This is a genomic window from Desulfobacula phenolica (assembly GCF_900105645.1).
In the GTDB taxonomy this organism is placed as follows: domain Bacteria; phylum Desulfobacterota; class Desulfobacteria; order Desulfobacterales; family Desulfobacteraceae; genus Desulfobacula; species Desulfobacula toluolica.
In genome coordinates this window covers 23,831-43,198 of record NZ_FNLL01000013.1, presented here as the reverse complement: position 1 = coordinate 43,198, position 19,368 = coordinate 23,831, and the positions used below count along the sequence as shown (strand labels likewise).

General features: G+C 44.9%; 16 protein-coding genes, 1 pseudogene and 1 riboswitch. Of the genes and pseudogenes, 11 read left to right on the top strand and 6 right to left on the bottom strand.

Annotation, left to right across the window (positions count from 1 at the left end; translation table 11 throughout):
• Positions 1-4 precede the first annotated feature (4 nt).
• Genes thiH through thiC form a run of 4 tightly spaced genes read left to right on the top strand, consistent with a single transcriptional unit; the run spans position 5 to position 3,618 of the window.
• A complete protein-coding gene (thiH, locus tag BLT94_RS18250; protein ID WP_092237291.1) occupies positions 5-1,111 on the top strand; it encodes a 2-iminoacetate synthase ThiH in 1,107 nt (368 codons plus the stop codon).
• Entirely contained in the window at positions 1,111-1,653 is a 543-nt protein-coding gene (gene thiF / locus BLT94_RS18245) for a sulfur carrier protein ThiS adenylyltransferase ThiF (protein ID WP_092237288.1), read from the top strand. Before thiH ends, thiF begins: the two co-directional genes overlap by 1 nt.
• Positions 1,646-2,332: a thiamine phosphate synthase gene (gene thiE, locus BLT94_RS18240; protein WP_092237285.1), complete on the top strand. Its 687-nt coding sequence runs from the start codon at positions 1,646-1,648 to the stop codon at positions 2,330-2,332. The genes thiF and thiE overlap by 8 nt, the downstream gene beginning before the upstream one ends.
• The gene (gene thiC / locus BLT94_RS18235) at positions 2,329-3,618 is read left to right on the top strand and encodes a phosphomethylpyrimidine synthase ThiC (RefSeq protein ID WP_092237282.1); all 1,290 of its coding nucleotides are present in this window, start codon (positions 2,329-2,331) and stop codon (positions 3,616-3,618) included. The genes thiE and thiC overlap by 4 nt, the downstream gene beginning before the upstream one ends.
• A gap of 45 nt (positions 3,619-3,663) precedes the next feature.
• On the opposite strand, the gene BLT94_RS18230 is transcribed toward thiC, so the two are convergent.
• The 3 genes from BLT94_RS18230 to nfo all read right to left on the bottom strand — a co-directional run bounded on the left by BLT94_RS18230 (position 3,664) and on the right by nfo (position 5,588).
• Positions 3,664-3,897 carry a hypothetical protein gene (locus BLT94_RS18230; protein WP_092237279.1) on the bottom strand — a complete coding sequence of 78 codons (234 nt, stop codon included), beginning with the start codon at positions 3,895-3,897 and terminating at the stop codon, positions 3,664-3,666.
• A gap of 181 nt (positions 3,898-4,078) precedes the next feature.
• The gene (locus BLT94_RS18225; protein ID WP_092237277.1) at positions 4,079-4,612 is read right to left on the bottom strand and encodes an FmdE family protein; all 534 of its coding nucleotides are present in this window, start codon (positions 4,610-4,612) and stop codon (positions 4,079-4,081) included.
• Between the two features lie 97 nt (positions 4,613-4,709).
• A complete protein-coding gene (gene nfo / locus BLT94_RS18220) occupies positions 4,710-5,588 on the bottom strand; it encodes a deoxyribonuclease IV (RefSeq protein WP_092237274.1) in 879 nt (292 codons plus the stop codon).
• Positions 5,589-5,913: 325 nt separating this feature from the next.
• Positions 5,914-5,988, top strand: a riboswitch (cyclic di-GMP riboswitch).
• Between the two features lie 224 nt (positions 5,989-6,212).
• On the opposite strand from nfo, the pseudogene BLT94_RS18210 reads away from it, so the two are divergent.
• Positions 6,213-7,328: pseudogene (locus BLT94_RS18210) on the top strand (cytochrome-c peroxidase); the annotation flags it as partial.
• Positions 7,329-7,407: 79 nt separating this feature from the next.
• Here the strand turns inward: BLT94_RS18210 and BLT94_RS18205 are convergent.
• Positions 7,408-7,623: a hypothetical protein gene (locus BLT94_RS18205; RefSeq protein WP_092237265.1), complete on the bottom strand. Its 216-nt coding sequence runs from the start codon at positions 7,621-7,623 to the stop codon at positions 7,408-7,410.
• Positions 7,624-7,676: 53 nt separating this feature from the next.
• Between BLT94_RS18205 and BLT94_RS18200 the strand changes: the two genes are divergently transcribed.
• Entirely contained in the window at positions 7,677-8,330 is a 654-nt protein-coding gene (locus BLT94_RS18200) for a lactate utilization protein (RefSeq protein WP_092237262.1), read from the top strand.
• A 103-nt stretch (positions 8,331-8,433) separates the two neighbouring features.
• Here BLT94_RS18200 and BLT94_RS18195 read toward each other — a convergent pair whose 3' ends face one another.
• Positions 8,434-9,753 carry a hypothetical protein gene (locus BLT94_RS18195; protein WP_092237259.1) on the bottom strand — a complete coding sequence of 440 codons (1,320 nt, stop codon included), beginning with the start codon at positions 9,751-9,753 and terminating at the stop codon, positions 8,434-8,436.
• A gap of 1 nt (position 9,754) precedes the next feature.
• Entirely contained in the window at positions 9,755-11,719 is a 1,965-nt protein-coding gene (locus BLT94_RS18190; protein WP_217641251.1) for a DNA cytosine methyltransferase, read from the bottom strand.
• A gap of 349 nt (positions 11,720-12,068) precedes the next feature.
• Between BLT94_RS18190 and BLT94_RS18185 the strand changes: the two genes are divergently transcribed.
• From BLT94_RS18185 to BLT94_RS18165, 5 genes are all read left to right on the top strand, one after another.
• A complete protein-coding gene (locus tag BLT94_RS18185; RefSeq protein ID WP_014955575.1) occupies positions 12,069-12,761 on the top strand; it encodes an ABC transporter ATP-binding protein in 693 nt (230 codons plus the stop codon).
• Entirely contained in the window at positions 12,758-15,304 is a 2,547-nt protein-coding gene (locus BLT94_RS18180; RefSeq protein ID WP_092237256.1) for an ABC transporter permease, read from the top strand. The genes BLT94_RS18185 and BLT94_RS18180 overlap by 4 nt, the downstream gene beginning before the upstream one ends.
• A gap of 3 nt (positions 15,305-15,307) precedes the next feature.
• Positions 15,308-16,444, top strand: a complete 1,137-nt coding sequence (locus BLT94_RS18175; RefSeq protein WP_245743179.1) for a lipocalin-like domain-containing protein — start codon at positions 15,308-15,310, stop codon at positions 16,442-16,444.
• A gap of 412 nt (positions 16,445-16,856) precedes the next feature.
• Positions 16,857-17,348 carry a 4Fe-4S dicluster domain-containing protein gene (locus tag BLT94_RS18170; RefSeq protein ID WP_014955572.1) on the top strand — a complete coding sequence of 164 codons (492 nt, stop codon included), beginning with the start codon at positions 16,857-16,859 and terminating at the stop codon, positions 17,346-17,348.
• The gene (locus BLT94_RS18165; RefSeq protein ID WP_217641250.1) at positions 17,335-19,254 is read left to right on the top strand and encodes an aldehyde ferredoxin oxidoreductase family protein; all 1,920 of its coding nucleotides are present in this window, start codon (positions 17,335-17,337) and stop codon (positions 19,252-19,254) included. Before BLT94_RS18170 ends, BLT94_RS18165 begins: the two co-directional genes overlap by 14 nt.
• The last annotated feature ends 114 nt before the right edge of the window (positions 19,255-19,368 follow it).

The window sequence follows — 19,368 nt, the reverse complement described above, 5'->3', positions numbered from 1 at the left end:
CACAATGTCTTTTATGAAATTGATAAACAGGTTTGAATCTTTTGATTATGACGGATATTTCAAAACCGTTACAAAAACAGATATTCAAAAATCTTTGAACCGTGATATTCTTGAGCCTTACGATCTTCTCAACCTTTTATCCGAACCGGCCCGGGAATTTTTAGAACAGATGGCTCAAAAGGCGCAGCAACTGACCCGCCAGTATTTTGGCAGGACCATCGGGATTTATGCGCCCATGTATATTTCCGACTATTGCTCCAATCACTGTACCTATTGCGGATTTAACTGTGCAACCCAGTTTAAAAGAACCAAACTCTCCCTTGCGGAAATTGAACAGGAATCAAAGGCAATTTCAGACCTGGGTATCCGGCATATCCTTATTTTAACAGGAGAAGCACCTGCTAAAACACCCATGTCTTATCTTGAAGATGCGATAGGAATCTTGAAAAAATATTTTTCATCCATTGCCATTGAAATCTTTCCCATGGATGAAGACCAGTATCGCATCCTGAAAAACGCAGGTGCTGATTCTTTGACCGTGTATCAGGAAACATATGATCAAGATCTTTATAAAAAGGTCCATCTGAAAGGAAAAAAAACAGACTATAAATACCGGTTATTAACCCCTGAAAGGGGTGCTGCCGCAGGATTCAGAGCCGTAAATATCGGGCCTTTGTTCGGTCTTGGAGACCCTGCACCAGAAGCCTTTTTGACCGGTCTTCATGCCAAATACCTGGAGCAGGAGTTCCCTGATGTGGAGGTCTCCTTGTCCCTTCCCAGGATGAGACAGGCAACCGGTGCGATCAAACCCAAAAACATATTGTCAGACAGCCGTTTTGTCCAGTTCATGCTGGCCTGGAGGCTGTTCATGCCAAGAGCCGGGATCAACATCTCCACAAGAGAGTCTGCCGATTTCAGAGACAAAATCATTCACCTGGGTGTCACACGTTATTCTGCAGGATCAAAAACCGATGTGGGCGGCTATTCATTAGAATCCAATGATGCAACAGTCCAGTTTGATATAACCGATACCAGGAATGTGGCCCAAACAATTGAAATGATCAAACAAAAAGGGTATCAACCTGTTTTCAAAGACTGGGAGATCTTCTGATGAAAACAGGAATTGCCGGTATAGGCGGGATTGGATCAAACGTGGCCAGACACCTTGCCCAGTCCGGGGTCAAAGAGATCAAAATTGTTGATTTTGATGCTGTTGAAGCCTCAAATCTGAACCGCCAGTTTTATTGTTTCTCCCAGGTGGGGTTAAAAAAGACCGACTGCCTGGAAAAAAATCTAAAAGCCTTATTCCCGGGTATGGGCATTGAATCGGTTGAAAAAAAAATCAAACCCGGAGATGCAAAGCAAATTTTTTCAGACTGTGACATTGTGGTGGAAGGGTTTGACAACAAAATCTTAAAAAAAATGCTCATTGAAGAATTGTGCGGAACCGGCAAAATATTGGTGTCGGCTTCTGGAATTGCCGGGGATAATATGGAAAATATCACAACCCGGAAAATGGGCAATTGCCATATTGTCGGGGATTTTGTATCGGACCAGGCAGACCATGCGCTTTTTGCGCCAAAAGTTACCATGATAGCCGCTGTCATGGCAGGGATTGTTTTAAGGCATATAAAGGAGAAATCACATGACTGAAACAAAACGATTGGATACAAATATTAACCGGTCTGTCAAAGGATCAAAACAGCTTCCTCATGGCATCTACGGCATTTTAGGAGAAAAATTTTCCCTTGGACTGAGCAATGTGCAAGTGGCAAGACAGATGGTGGATGCCGGTGTTGATGTGCTTCAGTATCGCGAAAAGCTAACCGATAAAAGCCTGAAGCAGATGTATGAGGAATGTTGTGAAATCCGGAAAATAACACAGGATGCAGGGGTTCCTTTTATCATCAATGATCATGCCGATATCGCCCTGATGGTGGGGGCTGACGGCATTCACCAGGGACAGGATGATCTGCCCGTAAAAGAGCTTCGAAACATCGCCCCTGACATGATGATCGGGTGTTCCACCCATTCGCCGGAGCAGGCAAAAAAAGCCATAGCAGACGGTGCTGATTACCTTGGTGTAGGCCCCATATTTGCAACCCAGACCAAGGAGGATGTCTGTGATGCAGTGGGATTTGACTATCTTGAGCATGTTGTAAAAACCCATGACATTCCCTTTGTAGCCATTGGCGGAATCAAGCGGCATAACTTAAAGGATATCCTGTCAAGGGGTGTAAAAACCGTCTGCCTTGTCACGGAAATCATAGGCGCCCCGAATATCACAAAAAGAATCAAAGAAATCAAACAGATATTAGGAGAGATAAAATGAAACAATCTTACACAACCCAGATGGATGCCGCAAGAAAGGGAATCCTCACCCACCAGATGAAACAGGTGCTTGAAAATGAAGCCATTTCACAAACCGATCTCATGGAAAAAGTGGCTTTGGGGCATATTGCCATCCCAGCCAACCGGAACCATCTTAACATTGCGGCAGCAGGTGTTGGACAAGGGCTTAAGACGAAAATAAATGTTAACTTAGGAGTATCCAAGGATGTCTGTTCATTTGATGCGGAGATGAACAAGGCAAAAATGGCCATAGAGTTCAAGGCGGATGCTGTCATGGATTTAAGCGTGTCCGGCGATACCGAAGGCTTCAGAAAACGTCTGGTCAGTGAAATTCCAGTGATGATAGGTACTGTCCCCATCTATGACACCCTGACCCGTACCGGCAAACCCACTCAGGACATTACCATAGAGGACTGGTTTGAAACCGTTGATATCCATGCCCGAAACGGCATTGATTTTATCACCATCCATGCCGGACTTACCAGAAAATGCGCCACAAGCATCAGGACAAACCCCAGGCTTTGCGGAATTGTCAGCAGGGGCGGAGCCATATTGTTTGAATGGATGGAAAAAACCGGCAATGAAAACCCCTTTTACGAACATTTTGACCGGCTTCTGGACATCTGTGAAGCCCATGATGTCTGTATCAGCCTCGGGGACGGACTTCGACCAGGTGCCATTAAGGATTCAACCGATGCTCCCCAGATCGAAGAACTCATCACCCTTGGAGAATTGACCAAACGGGCATGGGAAAAAAATGTCCAGGTTATGATAGAGGGACCGGGTCATGTCCCACTCCATGAGATTGAAATGAATATGAAACTGCAAAAAAAACTGTGCCATAACGCACCTTTTTATGTTTTAGGACCCCTTGTGACAGATATTGCTCCAGGTTATGACCATATTACATCTGCCATTGGCGGGGCACTTGCGGCAATGCACGGGGCGGATTTTCTGTGCTATGTCACCCCTGCCGAACATTTGCGGCTGCCCACAGCTGATGATGTAAAAGAAGGAATCATGGCGTCAAAAATTGCAGCCCATGCCGGGGATCTTGCCAAGGGAATAAAGGGCGTTGAAGAGCTGGACCATAAAATGAGCAAGGCCCGGGGAAAACTTGATTGGGACGGTCAGTTTGATTGCGCCATCGACCCTGAAAAGGCCAGGGAGTATCGAAAATCTTCCCAGCCGTCCGGATCTGACAAAGATGTATGCACCATGTGCGGTGATTTTTGTGCTGTAAAACGAGTTGAAAATCTTTTATAAAAGTCTCTGTATAAATTTTTCAAGACTTGCTTATAATCTTAAAACTTATCCTAACCTTCCTGAATTTATGGAAATTTCTTCATTGTGGCTGGCTTTGACGGGTTGACCACAATGAAGATTGATTAAAAATAACGATAACATCTCTTTTTTACAAAACGGACAGAATGCTGTTGCCAGATTGTTGTTATCCATAATTGATTCTGCTTTAAAACTCATCTCAAATTGAGTTGCTCCCGGATAACTGCAACTTTTGTTTTTACAAATGAATTTGATTCCCATTTTATACTCCTTTGTTTAAATTATGAATCAAAAAAAGCTTGCCAAAAACAGCAGCTCTGTTGCATAGATTATCTTCCTTTGATGTTGTGTCAGTATTCGGACTTGATAAGAATTTGATGTGTTTAGCGAAACTATCATTTTTATGATGCAATAATAGTTCCGCTAAAAATTTAAAAAAATTTTATATTTTCTGCTCAACCTTGTGAAAACAAGGAATACAAAGATTTTTCCCGTCAAACATCCGGACTCTCGATTCCATTGTCATCTCCCCGCAATCATCGCATTGAATGCTTTTCAGTATCCGGGCTGGCCTGACCGGTGGAACATCTACATCTTCCGTCAAAAAAAGATCTTTCAGATCCGCCTCTAAAATCCGTTTGATTCGATCTTCCCTGTCTTGATCTCTGGCAAAATCATCTTTGAACACGGCCCTGAAACCTTTTTGGGTGTCCCTGTCATAAAATGTAAATGCGGATTTTCCAAAATCTTTGTGGATCAGATTCCCCTTGCCAAAAGAACATCCGGTCAGAAACTGGATGGCATCTACGCCGCACATATCTGTTTCAGTGACGCATACTGGTTCTTTTGTATTCCGTATATCCAGCTTTTCCATTGCCAGTTCGGATGCCCGAAGCCCTATGGCCAGCCCCGGACAACTATGGCCATGAAATTCAATTGTTTTTTCAATCACCTCTTTTTCCAATGAACATGCCATTATACTATCTCCTTTTTATTGATTTTGCTGTTGCTTGCGGTAACACATAAAATCCATTATACATTTGATGATCGCAGAATGAAGCAAAAAATGCATTTCAACTGTTATTTTTCTCTGACAAAATAAATTTCTTTAAAAAGGCAATTTCATCAGTCCAAAGTGTATTGTCAGGTGTTTCCAATATAAGGGGAATATTGTCCCATTGAGGAGAAACCATGATGCGCCGGAAAACCTCCATTCCCAGGTTGCCCTTACCCAGGCTTTCATGCCGGTCCACTCGGGAGGCATATGCCTTTTTTGTATCGTTAAGGTGCATTCCCCTCAGATATTGAAACCCGATGATATCGTCAAATTGCCGCCAGGTATCTTCAAATCCTTTGGCTGATTTCAGGTCGTATCCTGCGGAAAAAGCGTGACAGGTGTCAATGCACACCCCGATTCGATCTTTGTCCTCCACCCCCTCAATCATCTGTGCAATCTGTTCAAATGAAAATCCCACGTTGGTCCCCTGGCCGGCCGTATTTTCTATGACAGCCGTCACCCCTTTGGTCTGATCCAGCGCCAGGTTCAAGGATTCTGAAATGGTTTTCAGGCATTTTTTAATACTGGTGTCTGTCATGGCTTTTCCCTTTTGCAAATGGCTGCCGGGATGGAAATTCAAAGAGGTCAACCCAAGTTGCCTGCACCGCTGCAACTCATCTATGAATGCAGCCCTGGATTTTTCCAGGGCAGATTTCTCCGGGTGACCCAGGTTGATCAGATAGCTGTCATGGGCCAGTATCCGGTCCGGTGTATAGCCGTATCTGCTGCAATTTTCCCTGAAAGAATCAATGGACTCTTCTGCCAGTGGAGGGGCATGCCATTGTCGCTGGTTTTTGGTGAACAGGGCAAAAGCCGTTGCGTTGATGCGGTGGGCGTTTACCGGGGCGTTTTGCACCCCTCCCGCGATACTGACATGGGCACCTATATATTTCATGAGTTTTCCTCTTGCTGGTTATCAATTTTATGCTCGATATACTTATAAATGAATAACAGTTTTTTATCAATGATCCGACCTGCCGTAAATTGAGTGAAAAATCAATTTAAAATCAACGAAATATCCAAATTTCACCGCATTCCCATAAAACGCTACGGTATTAATTGCTGGTTGAATAAATGTTCTCAATTGTATGTACTTTTTGTAACAATATTACATTTATTACATAGAATAATAAAGTTTCTTAAATAGCTGTAAATACGACCAATTAAGACTCTTGTAGGATTGTAAAACCGGTGCATTTATTGCATGAATCATTACAAAGAAATGATAAAGCCAAACCCGTTGAGAGGCAGGGGCGGAAAACCACGGATCTTAAAGAGACAGCCGGATTGCCTATGGGAGGTGACTCGGCTTTTTTTTTTGTTAATTTGGAAAACCAAAACAGGATGGCTGGATGCCGAAATGCATTAACAATGAAAAAAGGAGGAAATGATTATGACGTTTCAAAAAATGATTGCAACCATGATGTTCCTGTTGTTTGCATTCGTGGTTTTTTGAGCAGGCACGGGTGCGGCTAAGGACAATGAGCAACCAAATCCACTTACACTAAAGGAACAATTAGGCAAGGAACTATTTTTTGACAAGATTGCAGATCCGGACTGGGTTTCCTGTGCAACGTGCCACGCACCGAATGTGGGCTGGACAGGCCCTTTCCCCGGCATTAACCTTGATGGAGCGGTATACAGAGGGGCGGTTCCCCAACGCTTTGGCAACCGGAAACCACCCAGTGCGGCGTATGCTACTCTTAGTCCTGTTTTCCACTACGATGAAGAGGAAGGTCTTTTTGTGGGCGGAAACTTCTGGGATGGCCGAGCAACCGGTGAAGCTCTCGGGAATCCGGCTGCTGACCAGGCATTGGGCCCTTTTTTGAATCCGGTGGAGATGAATAACGCCAGCAGACAGGCGGTATTGGAGCAGATAGCGGCCTCAAAATATGCCTCGCTTTGGGAAATAGTCTGGGGAGAACCGATCAGTTATGAAACCGAAGCGGATGTCGACAAGAACTATGACCGCATCGGATTGGCGATCGCTGCTTATGAAGGTTCACCGGAAGTCAACCAGTTTTCTTCCAAATATGATTATTATCTGGAAGAAGAGGCTGATCTGACGGAACAGGAAACATGGGGGCTTGAATTATTTGAGGGAAAGGCGATGTGTTCAGCCTGCCATCCCAGCGAACCGGGACCAGACGGGGAATCTCCATTGTTTACGGATTTCACGTTTGACAACCTGGGTACGCCTAAAAACCATGCGAATCCGTTTTACAATATGGATGAGGTCTTTCTTGATGACGGCACCCCGATCAATCCCGTTGGGGCAAACTGGATCGATCCCGGCCTGGGTGGCTTCCTTGAGACCCAGCCTGAATGGGCTGCCGTCGCGGCGGAAAACATGGGCAAACACAAGGTTCCGACCCTTCGAAACGTTGCCAAAGTGCCGGATGACAGTCTTTTCCCAAAGGCCTATCTGCACAACGGGGTTTTCAAATCTCTGAAAGAAGTGGTTCATTTTTATAATACCCGCGATGTCGAAGACTGGCCGGCACCTGAAGTAGCTGACAATGTCAATACGGATGAACTGGGTGATCTTGGATTGACCGATGAGGAAGAGGACGCCATCGTGGCCTTCATGAAGACGCTTTCCGATGGATATGTCATTCCCAAAGTAAAAAAATAATCCCCTATCCGGTAGTACAATGAAATAGCCGACCATCCCCTTCCTGATCTTTGATTCGGTGGGGGATGAATCGGGATTTTCAGTCGAGTTTCCCTGTTACCGCCTGGCAAATCTCCAGAACAGCCTGGGATATATGTGGCCCCTCAAGACTCCTGACCACTAAACAAATTCTTTTATCATAGAAGACGACTGGACAGAGGGTTGGATGTTCAGAGTGTGTGGATTCCATCATTCTTTTTGTGCTGAATTTAAAAAACACTTTGTTTTCAACAGAATTTTTTTTATTATCATCCATACATTAACCTGCAGGATTTAAATTTATCTATTATTAAAAAACAAAGGAAAAAAATGAAAAACCCGATTGATAATTATTGGAAACTTAAACTTGAAAATGTAAAAGAGGCCCTTGAGTCAAATAATTTTGAAGTGTTTATCACGGATAATTCAGCAGACGCCTTAAAACTTGCTTTGGAAACCATCATACCGGCAGCCAATGTTAAAAGCATATCATGGGGCGGTTCCATGACGTTTATAAAAACAGGCCTTTATGAACATCTTAAAGATCAAAAAGAGTTCGATATTCTTGATATCTTTGATAAATCCCTGTCCAATGAAGAAAAAGCACAAAAAAGACGACAGGCGCTTTTAACCGATCTTTTTATCACCGGAACCAATGCCCTGACCGAGGATGGATATCTGGTCAATCTTGACATGATAGGCAACAGGATTGGCGCAATTACATTCGGGCCCACAAATGTTCTAATCCTGATCGGCCGCAATAAGATCGTGCCGGATATAGAATCCGCCATGGACCGGATTAAAAACTATGTGGCACCCGCCAATGCCATGCGCCTTGATATGAAAACGCCATGCGTTAAAACCGGGGCCTGTTCCGAATGCAGCAGCAAAGCCAGGATCTGCAACTCATGGATCATCACGCAAAAATCTTTTCCCAAAAAGAGAATTAAAGTGGTACTGATAAACGAAGATCTCGGGTTATAAGAAATAAAACGGCCGCCTGTTAACAGGTGGCCTTCCCTTTCTTATGTTTCAGGCATTGAGCAACCCTGAACAATAAAGCATTATATGCTCTGAATCGGCGATCTTATATATCTTTTAATATTTGTATGAGACTGATTACCCAATCAAGACAGGGCTCATCAATTGGTGCTTGCTCACGTCTTTTTTGACCAAGATATTCACAATATATTTGAACCCATTTACATGAAAGGTCTTTCTCATTGGTGAAGTTACTTGATAAGCATCTTTTATAAATTTGGCTTACCCATGCACTAAATGTTAAAACTTGAAAATTAACAGAATATAAATTTTCAATTTCTTCAATTCTTTTGTTAATTTCTTTTGTTCGATCAATAGCCGCAGTCGTAACAAATCCAATTGTTTCAACATAGTTATGATTTTCCAACTTTTCAACGGCTTCCTCAATCTCCTCTCTTAAATAGCCTTTGCCATATTTTGCATCCCATGATTCAATAATGTCATTATTTTCCAATAATTCAATATCTCCAATATTCCCATGTTTTTTGTTTGCCGACCTCATCTGTGACAAAGGCTTTACTTCAACATCACCAAATGCGCCTGTTGAGACAGCTGCCTGCATAAGAGAGTGCATGCTGATTTCTAATAATCGAGCAGCATAATCAGAAGATTCCGAGTGTTTTTCAACAAGCGTAATCACTGCATTTTTTTCGGCAAATTTCTTACATTTTTTCTGTGCCATCTCTATCAAATCATTGGTTTTATCATTAAATTCAGATGCTGCATTTAATAACTTGGAAAGTAAATATTTTAAGGATTCAATGGGTTCGGTTTTTTCTTTTTCCAGCTCTTCAACAAGATTTAACCATTGATCTCTTGCACCACGAAGATTTGCCTTGTACAAATATGTATAAGGATAATTCTCAGCAAGGCTTCGGGTCATCATAAAGCCATCAGCGTTAAGCCTTAATAAATCATATTTCCTTAAAGCGGGTGTTACAAAATTTTTATCCAATGTTCGCATTGAAATGCCTTCAACCCATGAAAAAGAACCACGATTTGAACTGCCTTTATGCAATCGAACATTTTGCTTTGGAACAATTGATTTCACACAAAGCTGCATTACCGAAAGTCCAATAAGAGCTCTACCCACTTGACTTGTCAAAGAATCAACCAATTCATTAAGGCTGTTTTGTGCAGTTACACTAACCTTCTCGATATCTGCTACAATTTTATTCTCTCTCAAATCACATATTAATTGATTAAGAAATCCGTTTTGAAAGATCTCTTTAACATGCTTAATTCGCATCTTTGCTTCATTCGAAACTACACCCTCTTTAAACTCTTCAATACAATTATTATCCGAATGATATTCACTTTTATTGATAAAAACCCTCAGATGTTTTTCTTTTTCATTATATTTCATATTATAATTCCGTAAAACGCTGAAGGCTTCTTTCATTAAGACTTGGAAAAACATAAGGAATAAGTATCATATTGTTAGAAATCTGTTTATTTGTCTTATCGTTTCTAATTTCAAACCCAATTTTTTTAAGCTCCTTTAATACAAGAATTAGTGTTTCTTGAGGAACTCCATAACAATTGGACAATTCAGCAATATGTAAAATTTTGCTTATGCTATTGCCTGCGCTAACCTGAGATAACACTTTCCAAAACGGCTTGTCCATTAAAGAATCGTCAAATAATTTCATATTAACAATATAGTTTTGCCTATAGTGATAATACCCAAAAAGTTGAACTAAATCGTCTTTATGGCAATGATCTTTCACAATCTTCTCTAAATATTTCCACAAAGCTAAAATAGATCTTTTGTTATTTGAATAGGATTGCATTTTAATAGTCTTGATTCCTTGAGTTGCAAGTAAGGAGTCATTAGACTGAATCTTCAATTCATACTTTTTAATAGTATGTTTATCAGCTTGGATGTCTTGCAGTTTCAAAATCCATTCATCATTTTGAGCCGTATATTGTATAAAATAATCTGCTGAATCACTTTTTGAGGATAAAATCAATTGAAAATCATCGGTAACCCTTACATATCCGATACGTTCACCAACATATTTTTTTTTAACTTCATCTTTTGGCAGGCATGAGATCGCTTGAGCAGCTTTTTGAGCATAAATTTTTGTTACGTCACGTTTTCTTGCCCGAAAACCCAATTTAAACGAATCAGGCATTAAATCAATTTCAAACGGTAGTGAGATATCAAAAACTTGTTGTAAAATGCTCAACCCTAAAATTCTTGCTAATTGTGGTGGTACGGAATTACCTATCTGATGGATTGTGTTTTGCCGATTTCCTACAATTTTATAATTATCCGGGAATGTTTGCAGACGTTTCAATTCCTCTATGGTGAAAGGTCTATTTTCCCAATGGAACGGACCTGTATATTGTCCACCCTGAGCTTTAATCGTCCTCACAGGAGTTCCATGATCAGCTTTATATAAATAGTCTGAAAATTTAGACCGCCAACCGAAAATTGGCTTGGGATGGCCTAATTTTTCAGTATAGAAACTATAGTTAAGGCCGGGCGGGATATCATTTAACAAATGTCCATGCCTTCCACCAAGCTTGAATACCGATATTTTTGAAGCCAAGCCATCAACAGCCTTACCTGCAGTGTAATACCCACGCTGGTCAGTGGAATCCGGGCCATGGGTAGGAAAAGGAAATTTATACGTCCCCTCTTTTAAGCCTACAATGATAAGCCGTTCCCGAAATTGTGGAACACCATAATCGGCCGCATCAATAACTCTCCAATACAACTTATAACCAACATCTTGGAAAGCCTTCCGAATTTCCTTCCAGGGCTTGCCTCCCTGGGCCCCTACTATTCGATAAACATTTTCAAAAAGAAAGCCCCGTGGTTTTATCTTTTTAAGAATGCGAACATATTCTTTAAAAAGATTTCCTCTTTCATCATCCGTGCCGTTTACACCAGCAGCTCTTGCACCAGCCGCTGAAAACGTCTGGCATGGGGGACCACCTATAATAAAATCAATATTGTCTGGTTCAGGATCATATTTTCTAATATCCAGACAGATAATATTTGAATCTGAAAGCAGTCTATTTGCTTGTGAATTTTCCAAAAGAGTAGCGGCAAAATTTTTTTCTATTTCATTACATTCAACTATTTGAAAACCGGCATCATGGAAACCTATATCTATACCGCCTGCGCCGCTAAACAGACTTAAAACCCTAATTGGTTTTCTTTTATTTTTTGAATTCCATTTGATTATAGCATCTCCGAAATCGTCAGGCCACGCAGGTTTTTCCGAAATGCCTAACACCTCCAAAGCCTTGGAAAACCAACTATTGTTTGATGCTATTCCGACTTGTTCAAATAATGTCATTTGTTTCAATATAGGCATTCAAATCCTTATTTTTTTAAATTAAAAAGCAAAAAAGATATATCAAAAATTTAATTAAATAGCATCTAATTCTTTGAGCTATAAGACTTTGAATATTTCAAGGGAGGAGAGTCAAATTCAGGGGATTTGATTGTTTTTATTCTGACCGAGAATGAACATCTGCTTAACCTTGACATGGTCGGCAACAGGAGGCTGCTACTGGAGTTTCACACACACTTGGCCATCCTGCTCTTAAAACCTTTATTGCAAAAACACTTTCCTGTCTTAAATTATATTTAAAAGCAAGCAAAAAAGGCTGCATCTTAATAAGGCTAAGGATAAAAACCATAAAAAAACGAGAGGGGGATTTTTGGATATTCTGCTTTCCGGGATCAGTAAAACCTTTGATGACAATAAAATCAAAAGGGTTATTTTCAACGATATGACAGCCTGTTTTTCCTCGGGCCGGTTTTTTGTGATCATGGGAAAAAGCGGAGTGGGAAAAAGTTCGTTGCTCAACCTGATCAGCGGAATTGATGTGCCGGACAAAGGAAGTATCCGGGTTGACGGCACCTGTGTATCCGACATGAACGACACCCAAAGAACCTTGTTCAGGCGAAGGCATATCGGGTTTATTTATCAGTTTTTCAACCTGATTCCTGTACTCACTGTACTTGAAAATGTTACCCTGATCTGTGAACTGGACGGCATGCCGAAAAAAACCTGTCTTGACCGGGCAGCCTCCCTGCTGAAAAAAGTGGAGCTTTTTGACCGGCGAAACGATTACCCGGACCGACTTTCAGGAGGAGAGCAGCAAAGGGTTGCCATTGTAAGATCCCTGGTCAATGATCCGCAAATTATTCTTGCGGATGAACCCACGGGAAACCTTGATGCAGAAACCGGTCAGGTTATCCTTGAACTGATTTCAGACCTGGTGAAAAACAGCGGAAAGACCCTTGTTATGGCCACCCACAGCCCGGAAGCCGTTTCATATGCTGACCAGGTTTTTTCTGTTCTGGGCCGGACATTGGTGCCTCAATACAATGAATTGATACACCCATGATCCAAAAACCATTGATAAAGACCTGTTTTCGCCAGAGCCGCAACAATATGTTACGGACCTTTCTGCTGATATTCGGCATTGCATTGGGGGTTGCCGGCGTCATCGCCATTGATATCGCCAAAACCAGTGTGAGCAAGTCTTTTGAACTGTCAACCGCTGCCATAACCGCACGATCCACCCACCAGATTGTGGGCAGCGATTTCAAAATCCCCCAGTCTGTTTTTACGCAACTTAGAACCAATCTTGGAATTAAACGATCCGCACCGGTCATCTCCACCCACGTCAGTGTCAGGGAACTGGATCAGCAGACCCTGACACTCATGGGGATCGACCCTTTTTCCGAAATGTATTTCAGGGATTTGACGGTGCAGTCCCGATCCGGGTCCTGGACATTTGGCAATGATCTTTCAGGCCTTTTAACCCGCACCTCAGGGGTGCTGGTATCAAAAAACCTTGCCGCGCAATATGGCATCAATCAAAATGACTCCCTCACCCTTTCATTTGGATCACGGCAGGTTCAAACCTTTATTTCAGGCTTTCTCAACAGCAGCGATACCTCAACCAACATGGTGTTTCAGGGGCTGATCCTGGCGGACATCTCCCTGGCCCAGGAAATTCTGGGATTTGGGGATGAGATCACCCGTATTGACCTGATCCTGGCAGACACATCCCAGGCAGAACAGATCCAAAAGATATTGCCCAAAGGTGTTGTGCTTGTGGAAACAAGCCAGCAGAACCATATTGTGCGCCAACTGTCCCGGTCCTTTGAAACCAGCCTGACCGCATTTTCCATGCTGGCCCTGTTCATGGGAATTTTTTTAATCTATAACACCGTGTCCTTTTCCATCACCCGGCGCAGGCAATTGAACGGGACCCTCAGGGCACTGGGCGCAACCCGGGGTGACATTTTTTCAACCGTAATGATCGAAGTGATGATCTATGCACTGGTTGGCTCTGTCCTGGGCACCTGCCTGGGCATCCTGCTGGGCAAGGGTGCGGTGCAGGCCGTGTGCAGCACAGTATCTGACGTCTATTTCGTATTAACGGTAAGCCAGACCCATATCACCGCCTCAACCATTGCAAAAGGCCTGCTGGCCGGCATCCTCTCTTCTTTTGTTGCATCTATTTTTCCAGCAATAAATGCCGCACAAACCCTGCCCATTACCCTTATGCAGCGGTCGGCTGCGGAAAGCTCACTGAAAAAACACCTTCCCTTTCTCACCCTTGCCGGAAGCCTGATCATAGGTGCAGCAATTTTGATTCTAACCGTTTTCACCGATCGCCCAGGACTTGATTTTATCGGGGTGTTCCTGATCTTTTTCGGATCTGCCCTGCTGGCACCAATAATCATACTGCTATCGGTCATGGGATTGCTTGCAGTGTTTGGCCGGTCATGGGGAGTCATGGCAAAGATGGCATTGAGAAATATTGTCCGGTCCTTAAGCCGAACCAGTGTCCTGATAGCGTCTCTCATGGTGGCTACCTCCGTATATATCGGCATTGACATAATGACCGGCAGCTTCAGGTTCTCCATAATTGACTGGGTGGACGGCCATATCGGCGGAGACATCCATGTGTCGTCTTCCGACACACTCAACAGAGCCTTAAGCCCTGAACTGCTCAAAGATATCCAGGCTTTGCCGGAAGTGGCGTCGGTGTCTGCCTACAATATTCACCGAAATTTTTCCCGAACATCAGGTGAAGTTCATATTTTTTCCTATCTTACAGATCTGTCAACCAAGCACTGGTCATGGACAGCTGCAGAGGAAAGCCAGCTGCCTGATATGCTGGAAAAAGGATGGATCTTTGTTTCTGAAATCTTTGCCCAGAAAAACCATATTGAATCAAAGTCCGGGGCCAAGGTGATTCTGGAAACCCGAAAAGGGCCTAAGTCCTTTAAAATAGCAGGCATTTTCAGGGATTTTTTCATGGGCGGAGGCAGGATTGTAGTAAGCCGCAACGTCATGAAACAGTTCTGGGGATATGAAGACATCACGTCAATGCAGGTGTTTTTAAACCCAAATACGGCAGTGAATCCCGTGATTGAAACCATCCGGTCGTTTATTCCGGAAACTGCCGGTATCAGGGTTGTGTCCGGGGCTTCCATCAAACAAAACATCCTTGACGTATTTGACAAAACCTTTTTGATCACCTCAGCCCTGCAGGTGCTGACCGCCATTGTAGCCCTGACCGGTATTTTAAACTCGGTGATGGCCATGCTGCTTGAACGGACAAGGGAACTGGGCATCCTCCGGGCATGCGGTGCAAAAACCCGCCAGGTCGCCAGTCTGTTATTATGGGAATGCGGGCTGGCAGGTTTCATATCAGGTGTAATGGCCCTGCCCCTGGGTGTGTGCCTTTCCTGGGTCCTGATCAACATTGTCAACCGCAGGGCTTTTGGATGGACCTATGACATGGTGATTTCGCCGGAAATCTTGATCCAGGCCGTGGCCCTGTGCTGCCTGGCCACTGTTGTGGCCGGTATTTTTCCCGCCATCCGGGCTGGCAGAACAGATATCGGAAAAGCCCTTCACATGGAGTAAGAAATGATACGCTGTTGTCCATCACAGATACTTTTAACACTGATTTCATGTCTCTTGCTGCTAACGGCTTTTGGATGCAGCTCTCCGCAGGAGCAAGATCAAATTAGTATTGACCGGATCAATATTATGCAGGCCCTTTCATCCACTGCCGGAGGGGAGTGTTATGATAAAGCCGATGCCCCCAGGCCCATTGGCTTTCCAAAGGACGCAGGTTCCCATGACGGGTTCAGGACAGAATGGTGGTATTATACCGGAAATCTTAAGAATGACCAAGGACGGCATTTTGGATACCAGCTGACCTTTTTCAGGCAGGCCCTCTCCTGTGAACCAGTGAAAGGAGCCTCAAAATGGCGAACCCGTCAGCTTTATTTTACCCATCTCGCCGTGACCGACACCCGGTCCGGCACCTTTTATTCAGATCTTCGCATGAACCGGCAGAGCCTTGGGATTGCAGGTTCGCAACAAAACCCCTACACGGTTTGGATAGATGACTGGCGTGTCCGGCAGGTCAATGACCGCCTGGTTCTGACGGCCAGAGGAGATGGGATATTGCTTGAACTGGTTTTAACCCAAGAAAAACCCGTTATCCTGCAAGGCAACCAGGGGCTTAGCCGGAAAGGCCGCAAACCTTTCAATGCCTCTTTTTATTATTCACTGCCCAGACTTAAGACAAGCGGCACCCTTCAAGTCGGCCCGGATATACATAAGGTTGACGGCAACACCTGGTTTGACCACGAATGGAGTACCAGTGCCCTGGACGCTGACGTGGCCGGATGGGACTGGTTCTCGGCCCACCTGGATGACGGACGCGATTTCATGGTCTGTCAAATCAGAAAGCCCGACGGAACACCCAACAATTATGGCTTCGGCAGTCTCTGCTTTCCTGACGGCACCTATGAAATCCTGAACAAAGATGATTTTACTATTCAAACAAAGGGGTATTGGACCAGCCCGGCAACAGGCAGGCGATATCCGGGAGCATGGGAGATCACCCTGCCCGGCCACGGCATTAAAATGGCCGTCACCCCCGTGATCCCGAACCAGGAACACATCCATATGTTCCCCTACTGGGAAGGGGCGGCCCGATTCTCCGGCAAAGAGATAAACGGCTTTGGATATGTGGAGTTGACCGGATATTAGGTCAAATCCTCTCAGGACTGGTGAAAGAAACTTTCTCTCTAACCTCCTATATAATGTTGAGACCAAGCGGACTTGGCCATTTTATAATACAATCAAAAAATATTATTCAAAAAAACACTTGATATTTTTGCAAACTTCTATATGTTTCTGTCGATAGAAACATATGGGCATGGGTGTCATATTGGAGATAATCTGTTTAAAAAAAATCGCCATTGACATGTTTTAAGACAGTGTGGACACATGGTGTTACAGGTCGTGCAACGAAAATGTTGATTTTTACTTTGTCGTTTGATGAACAGAATTGTTCGTTGTTCCCACCATATTATAGATTCTGTCAAACTTTATAAAAGTTTGGCCCCCGGCAGGGCCGCCGGAGGCGCTATTTCAACGTTTTTGTGATAAGGAAGAATAAATGGCTGAGAATAAGGCTTTAATGGTTGATCCGATGAAATGCACAGGATGCCGATCCTGCGAGATGGCCTGCTCTTTGTACAATGAGCAAAAGTGCAGCCCGGCTCTCTCACGGATACGGATAACAAAATTTGAAAGAACCGGAGTGAGTTTTCCCGGCATCTGTTTCCATTGCAGCAAACCCCAATGCATGTCGGCTTGTCCCACCGGAGCCATTGTTCGGGATAAGGTAACAGGTGCTGTGGTGATTGATGAGGAGGCATGCATGGGGTGTCGTCAGTGTCTCCAGTCCTGCCCCTTTGGACAAATCGGTTTCCATCCCGAAAAAGAGGTGGCCTTCAAATGCCACTTGTGCGGGGGGGAGACCATATGCACCACATTCTGCGACTCGGGTGCCCTCATGTATGTTTCCGCTGAAGAGTACATGTCCTCCAGGCGTCGGCAGTCACACCAGAGACACATTGCGGAGGAGGAAAATTATGCAAGGGTATAACGGTAAAAGATTGCGTATTGATCTGACCGGCGGGAAGGTCACGGTGGAAGAGATATCAAAGGAACACTTGAGAAAATGGCTCGGAGGACGGGGCCTTAACTCGGAACTTCTCTACCGTGAAACAGAACCGGAATTGGATCCTTTTTCACCTGAAAACCGGCTTATCTTCGGCGTCGGTCCCCTCACGGGAACCTTTGCCCCCTCCAGTGGCAGATGCACGGTGACCTCCAAATCGCCGGCACAGGACCCCGCCGGTTTCGGAGATGCCAACATGGGTGGGCACTGGGGTGCGGAACTCAAATATGCCGGATACGATCAGCTGGTGATTCAGGGAAAGGCTGACAGTCCGGTATATCTTTATATCAACAACGGCCGGGTTGAAATACGGGATGCCGAACATCTGTGGGGAAAAAACATTCCTGAAACAGACACGCTCATCAAAAACGAGCTGCAAAACCATGAACTCCATATTGCCCTTATCGGGCTGGCCGGCGAAAACCTGGTTCGTTATGCCTGCATCATTAATGATGTGTACCGGGCTGCGGGCAGGTGTGGCATGGGAGCGGTCATGGGTTCCAAAAATCTGAAAGCCATTGCTCTTCGGGGGACCAATCCGGTTGAGATTGCCCGGCCCCGGGAGTTTTTCGAAATCTGCTCCCGGGCCCGGAAAAAGATGCGGCAGGATGCCATGGTTCAGATGCTCAACGACCAGGGGACACTGCTTCTCACCACACCGGCAAATCATGACCAGGGTTGGTTCTGCTGGAAAAATTTTCAAAAAGGGCATCACCCCGATGCTGATCTGCTGAACGGTGAGAACCATCGGGATCGATTTCTGGCTCACCGGGAAGGGTGCTTTGCCTGTTCCATCGCCTGCGGAAGGTTCAGCAGGATCTCCAAGGGAGAATATGCCGGTGAGATAACAGGGGGGCCGGAGTATGAAACCGTTACTGCCATGGGGCCCCGAATCGGTTTGTTGGACCCGGCTTCGGTGATTCACAACAACAGACTGGTCAACGAACTGGGTATGGACTCCTGCTCCTGCGGGGGAGCCATTTCATGGGCCATGGAGTGTTACGAAAAAGGGCTGCTCACCAAAGAGGAGACCAATGGGCTGACACTCAGGTGGGGTGATCAGGAGTTGATCGACAAGCTGGTCCGGATGATTGCTTCCCGGGAAGGATTCGGAGATATTCTGGCTGAAGGGGCCCACCATGCGGCCAAAAAGCTGGATTGCGGGCATGAATATACCATGAGCATTAAGGGACATACCATGTCCCAGGACGATCCCCGGGGCCTGGGTTTTGCCTTTGGCATCGGTTTTGCCACCGGACGGCGGGGGGGAGATCACCTCCAGGGACTGGCCTGCCTGGAACTGACCGGGGCCTTCTATCCCGGCCTGGTGGAGAAAACCCTGGGAGATAAGGCGGCTGAAAAACCCCTTTCAAAAGTGAAAAAACCGGAAATGGAAAAATATCAGGAGGATCTCAAAGCGGTGGGCGACTGCCTGACCCAGTGCAGCTTTACCCACAGCTGGTCTTTTGCCGTTCTTCCGGAACATATGGCAGCCATGCTTTCCGCAGCCACCGGCATGAACTTTTCACCGGAAGAGCTGCTGCAGATCGGAGGCCGCATTGTCCATCTGGAAAGAGCCTACTGGAACCGTCTGCTGGTGGGACGGCTGGAGGACAAAAACCCCCGGCGTTTTACCGAGGAGCCCATGCCCGACGGCCCCAACAAGGGAAGCCTCTTTCCTGAGGCGGAACTCATTCCCCTCTACTATCAGGTCCGGGGCTGGGACCCTGAAACCGGTTTTCCCACCGCTGATGTCCTGAACGAATACGGTCTGCCGGATATTGCCGATGAGCTGGAGCCTTACCGCATCAAATACCTTGAATATGTATAATTTTTAACCCCGGCAGCCCTGCCGGGGCCAGAGGCTTGACAAAGTCAGCACCGAGTTCCTGGCGAAACAGCCGCCAGGAACTCCCAAATCAACCCTTATTGTTATGGACACATA

Excerpts from the sequence above, each read along its gene's own strand:
- thiE (WP_092237285.1), top strand. The coding sequence starts at position 1,646 with ATGACTGAAACAAAACGATTGGATACAAATATTAACCGGTCTGTCAAA.
- BLT94_RS18175 (WP_245743179.1), top strand. The coding sequence starts at position 15,308 with ATGATACGCTGTTGTCCATCACAGATACTTTTAACACTGATTTCATGT.
- BLT94_RS18190 (WP_217641251.1), bottom strand. The coding sequence starts at position 11,719 with ATGCCTATATTGAAACAAATGACATTATTTGAACAAGTCGGAATAGCA.
- thiH (WP_092237291.1), top strand. The coding sequence starts at position 5 with ATGTCTTTTATGAAATTGATAAACAGGTTTGAATCTTTTGATTATGAC.
- BLT94_RS18165 (WP_217641250.1), top strand. The coding sequence starts at position 17,335 with ATGCAAGGGTATAACGGTAAAAGATTGCGTATTGATCTGACCGGCGGG.
- BLT94_RS18230 (WP_092237279.1), bottom strand. The coding sequence starts at position 3,897 with ATGGGAATCAAATTCATTTGTAAAAACAAAAGTTGCAGTTATCCGGGA.
- thiF (WP_092237288.1), top strand. The coding sequence starts at position 1,111 with ATGAAAACAGGAATTGCCGGTATAGGCGGGATTGGATCAAACGTGGCC.
- nfo (WP_092237274.1), bottom strand. The coding sequence starts at position 5,588 with ATGAAATATATAGGTGCCCATGTCAGTATCGCGGGAGGGGTGCAAAAC.
- thiC (WP_092237282.1), top strand. The coding sequence starts at position 2,329 with ATGAAACAATCTTACACAACCCAGATGGATGCCGCAAGAAAGGGAATC.
- BLT94_RS18200 (WP_092237262.1), top strand. The coding sequence starts at position 7,677 with ATGAAAAACCCGATTGATAATTATTGGAAACTTAAACTTGAAAATGTA.
- BLT94_RS18205 (WP_092237265.1), bottom strand. The coding sequence starts at position 7,623 with ATGGATGATAATAAAAAAAATTCTGTTGAAAACAAAGTGTTTTTTAAA.
- BLT94_RS18225 (WP_092237277.1), bottom strand. The coding sequence starts at position 4,612 with ATGGCATGTTCATTGGAAAAAGAGGTGATTGAAAAAACAATTGAATTT.
- BLT94_RS18170 (WP_014955572.1), top strand. The coding sequence starts at position 16,857 with ATGGCTGAGAATAAGGCTTTAATGGTTGATCCGATGAAATGCACAGGA.
- BLT94_RS18180 (WP_092237256.1), top strand. The coding sequence starts at position 12,758 with ATGATCCAAAAACCATTGATAAAGACCTGTTTTCGCCAGAGCCGCAAC.
- BLT94_RS18195 (WP_092237259.1), bottom strand. The coding sequence starts at position 9,753 with ATGAAATATAATGAAAAAGAAAAACATCTGAGGGTTTTTATCAATAAA.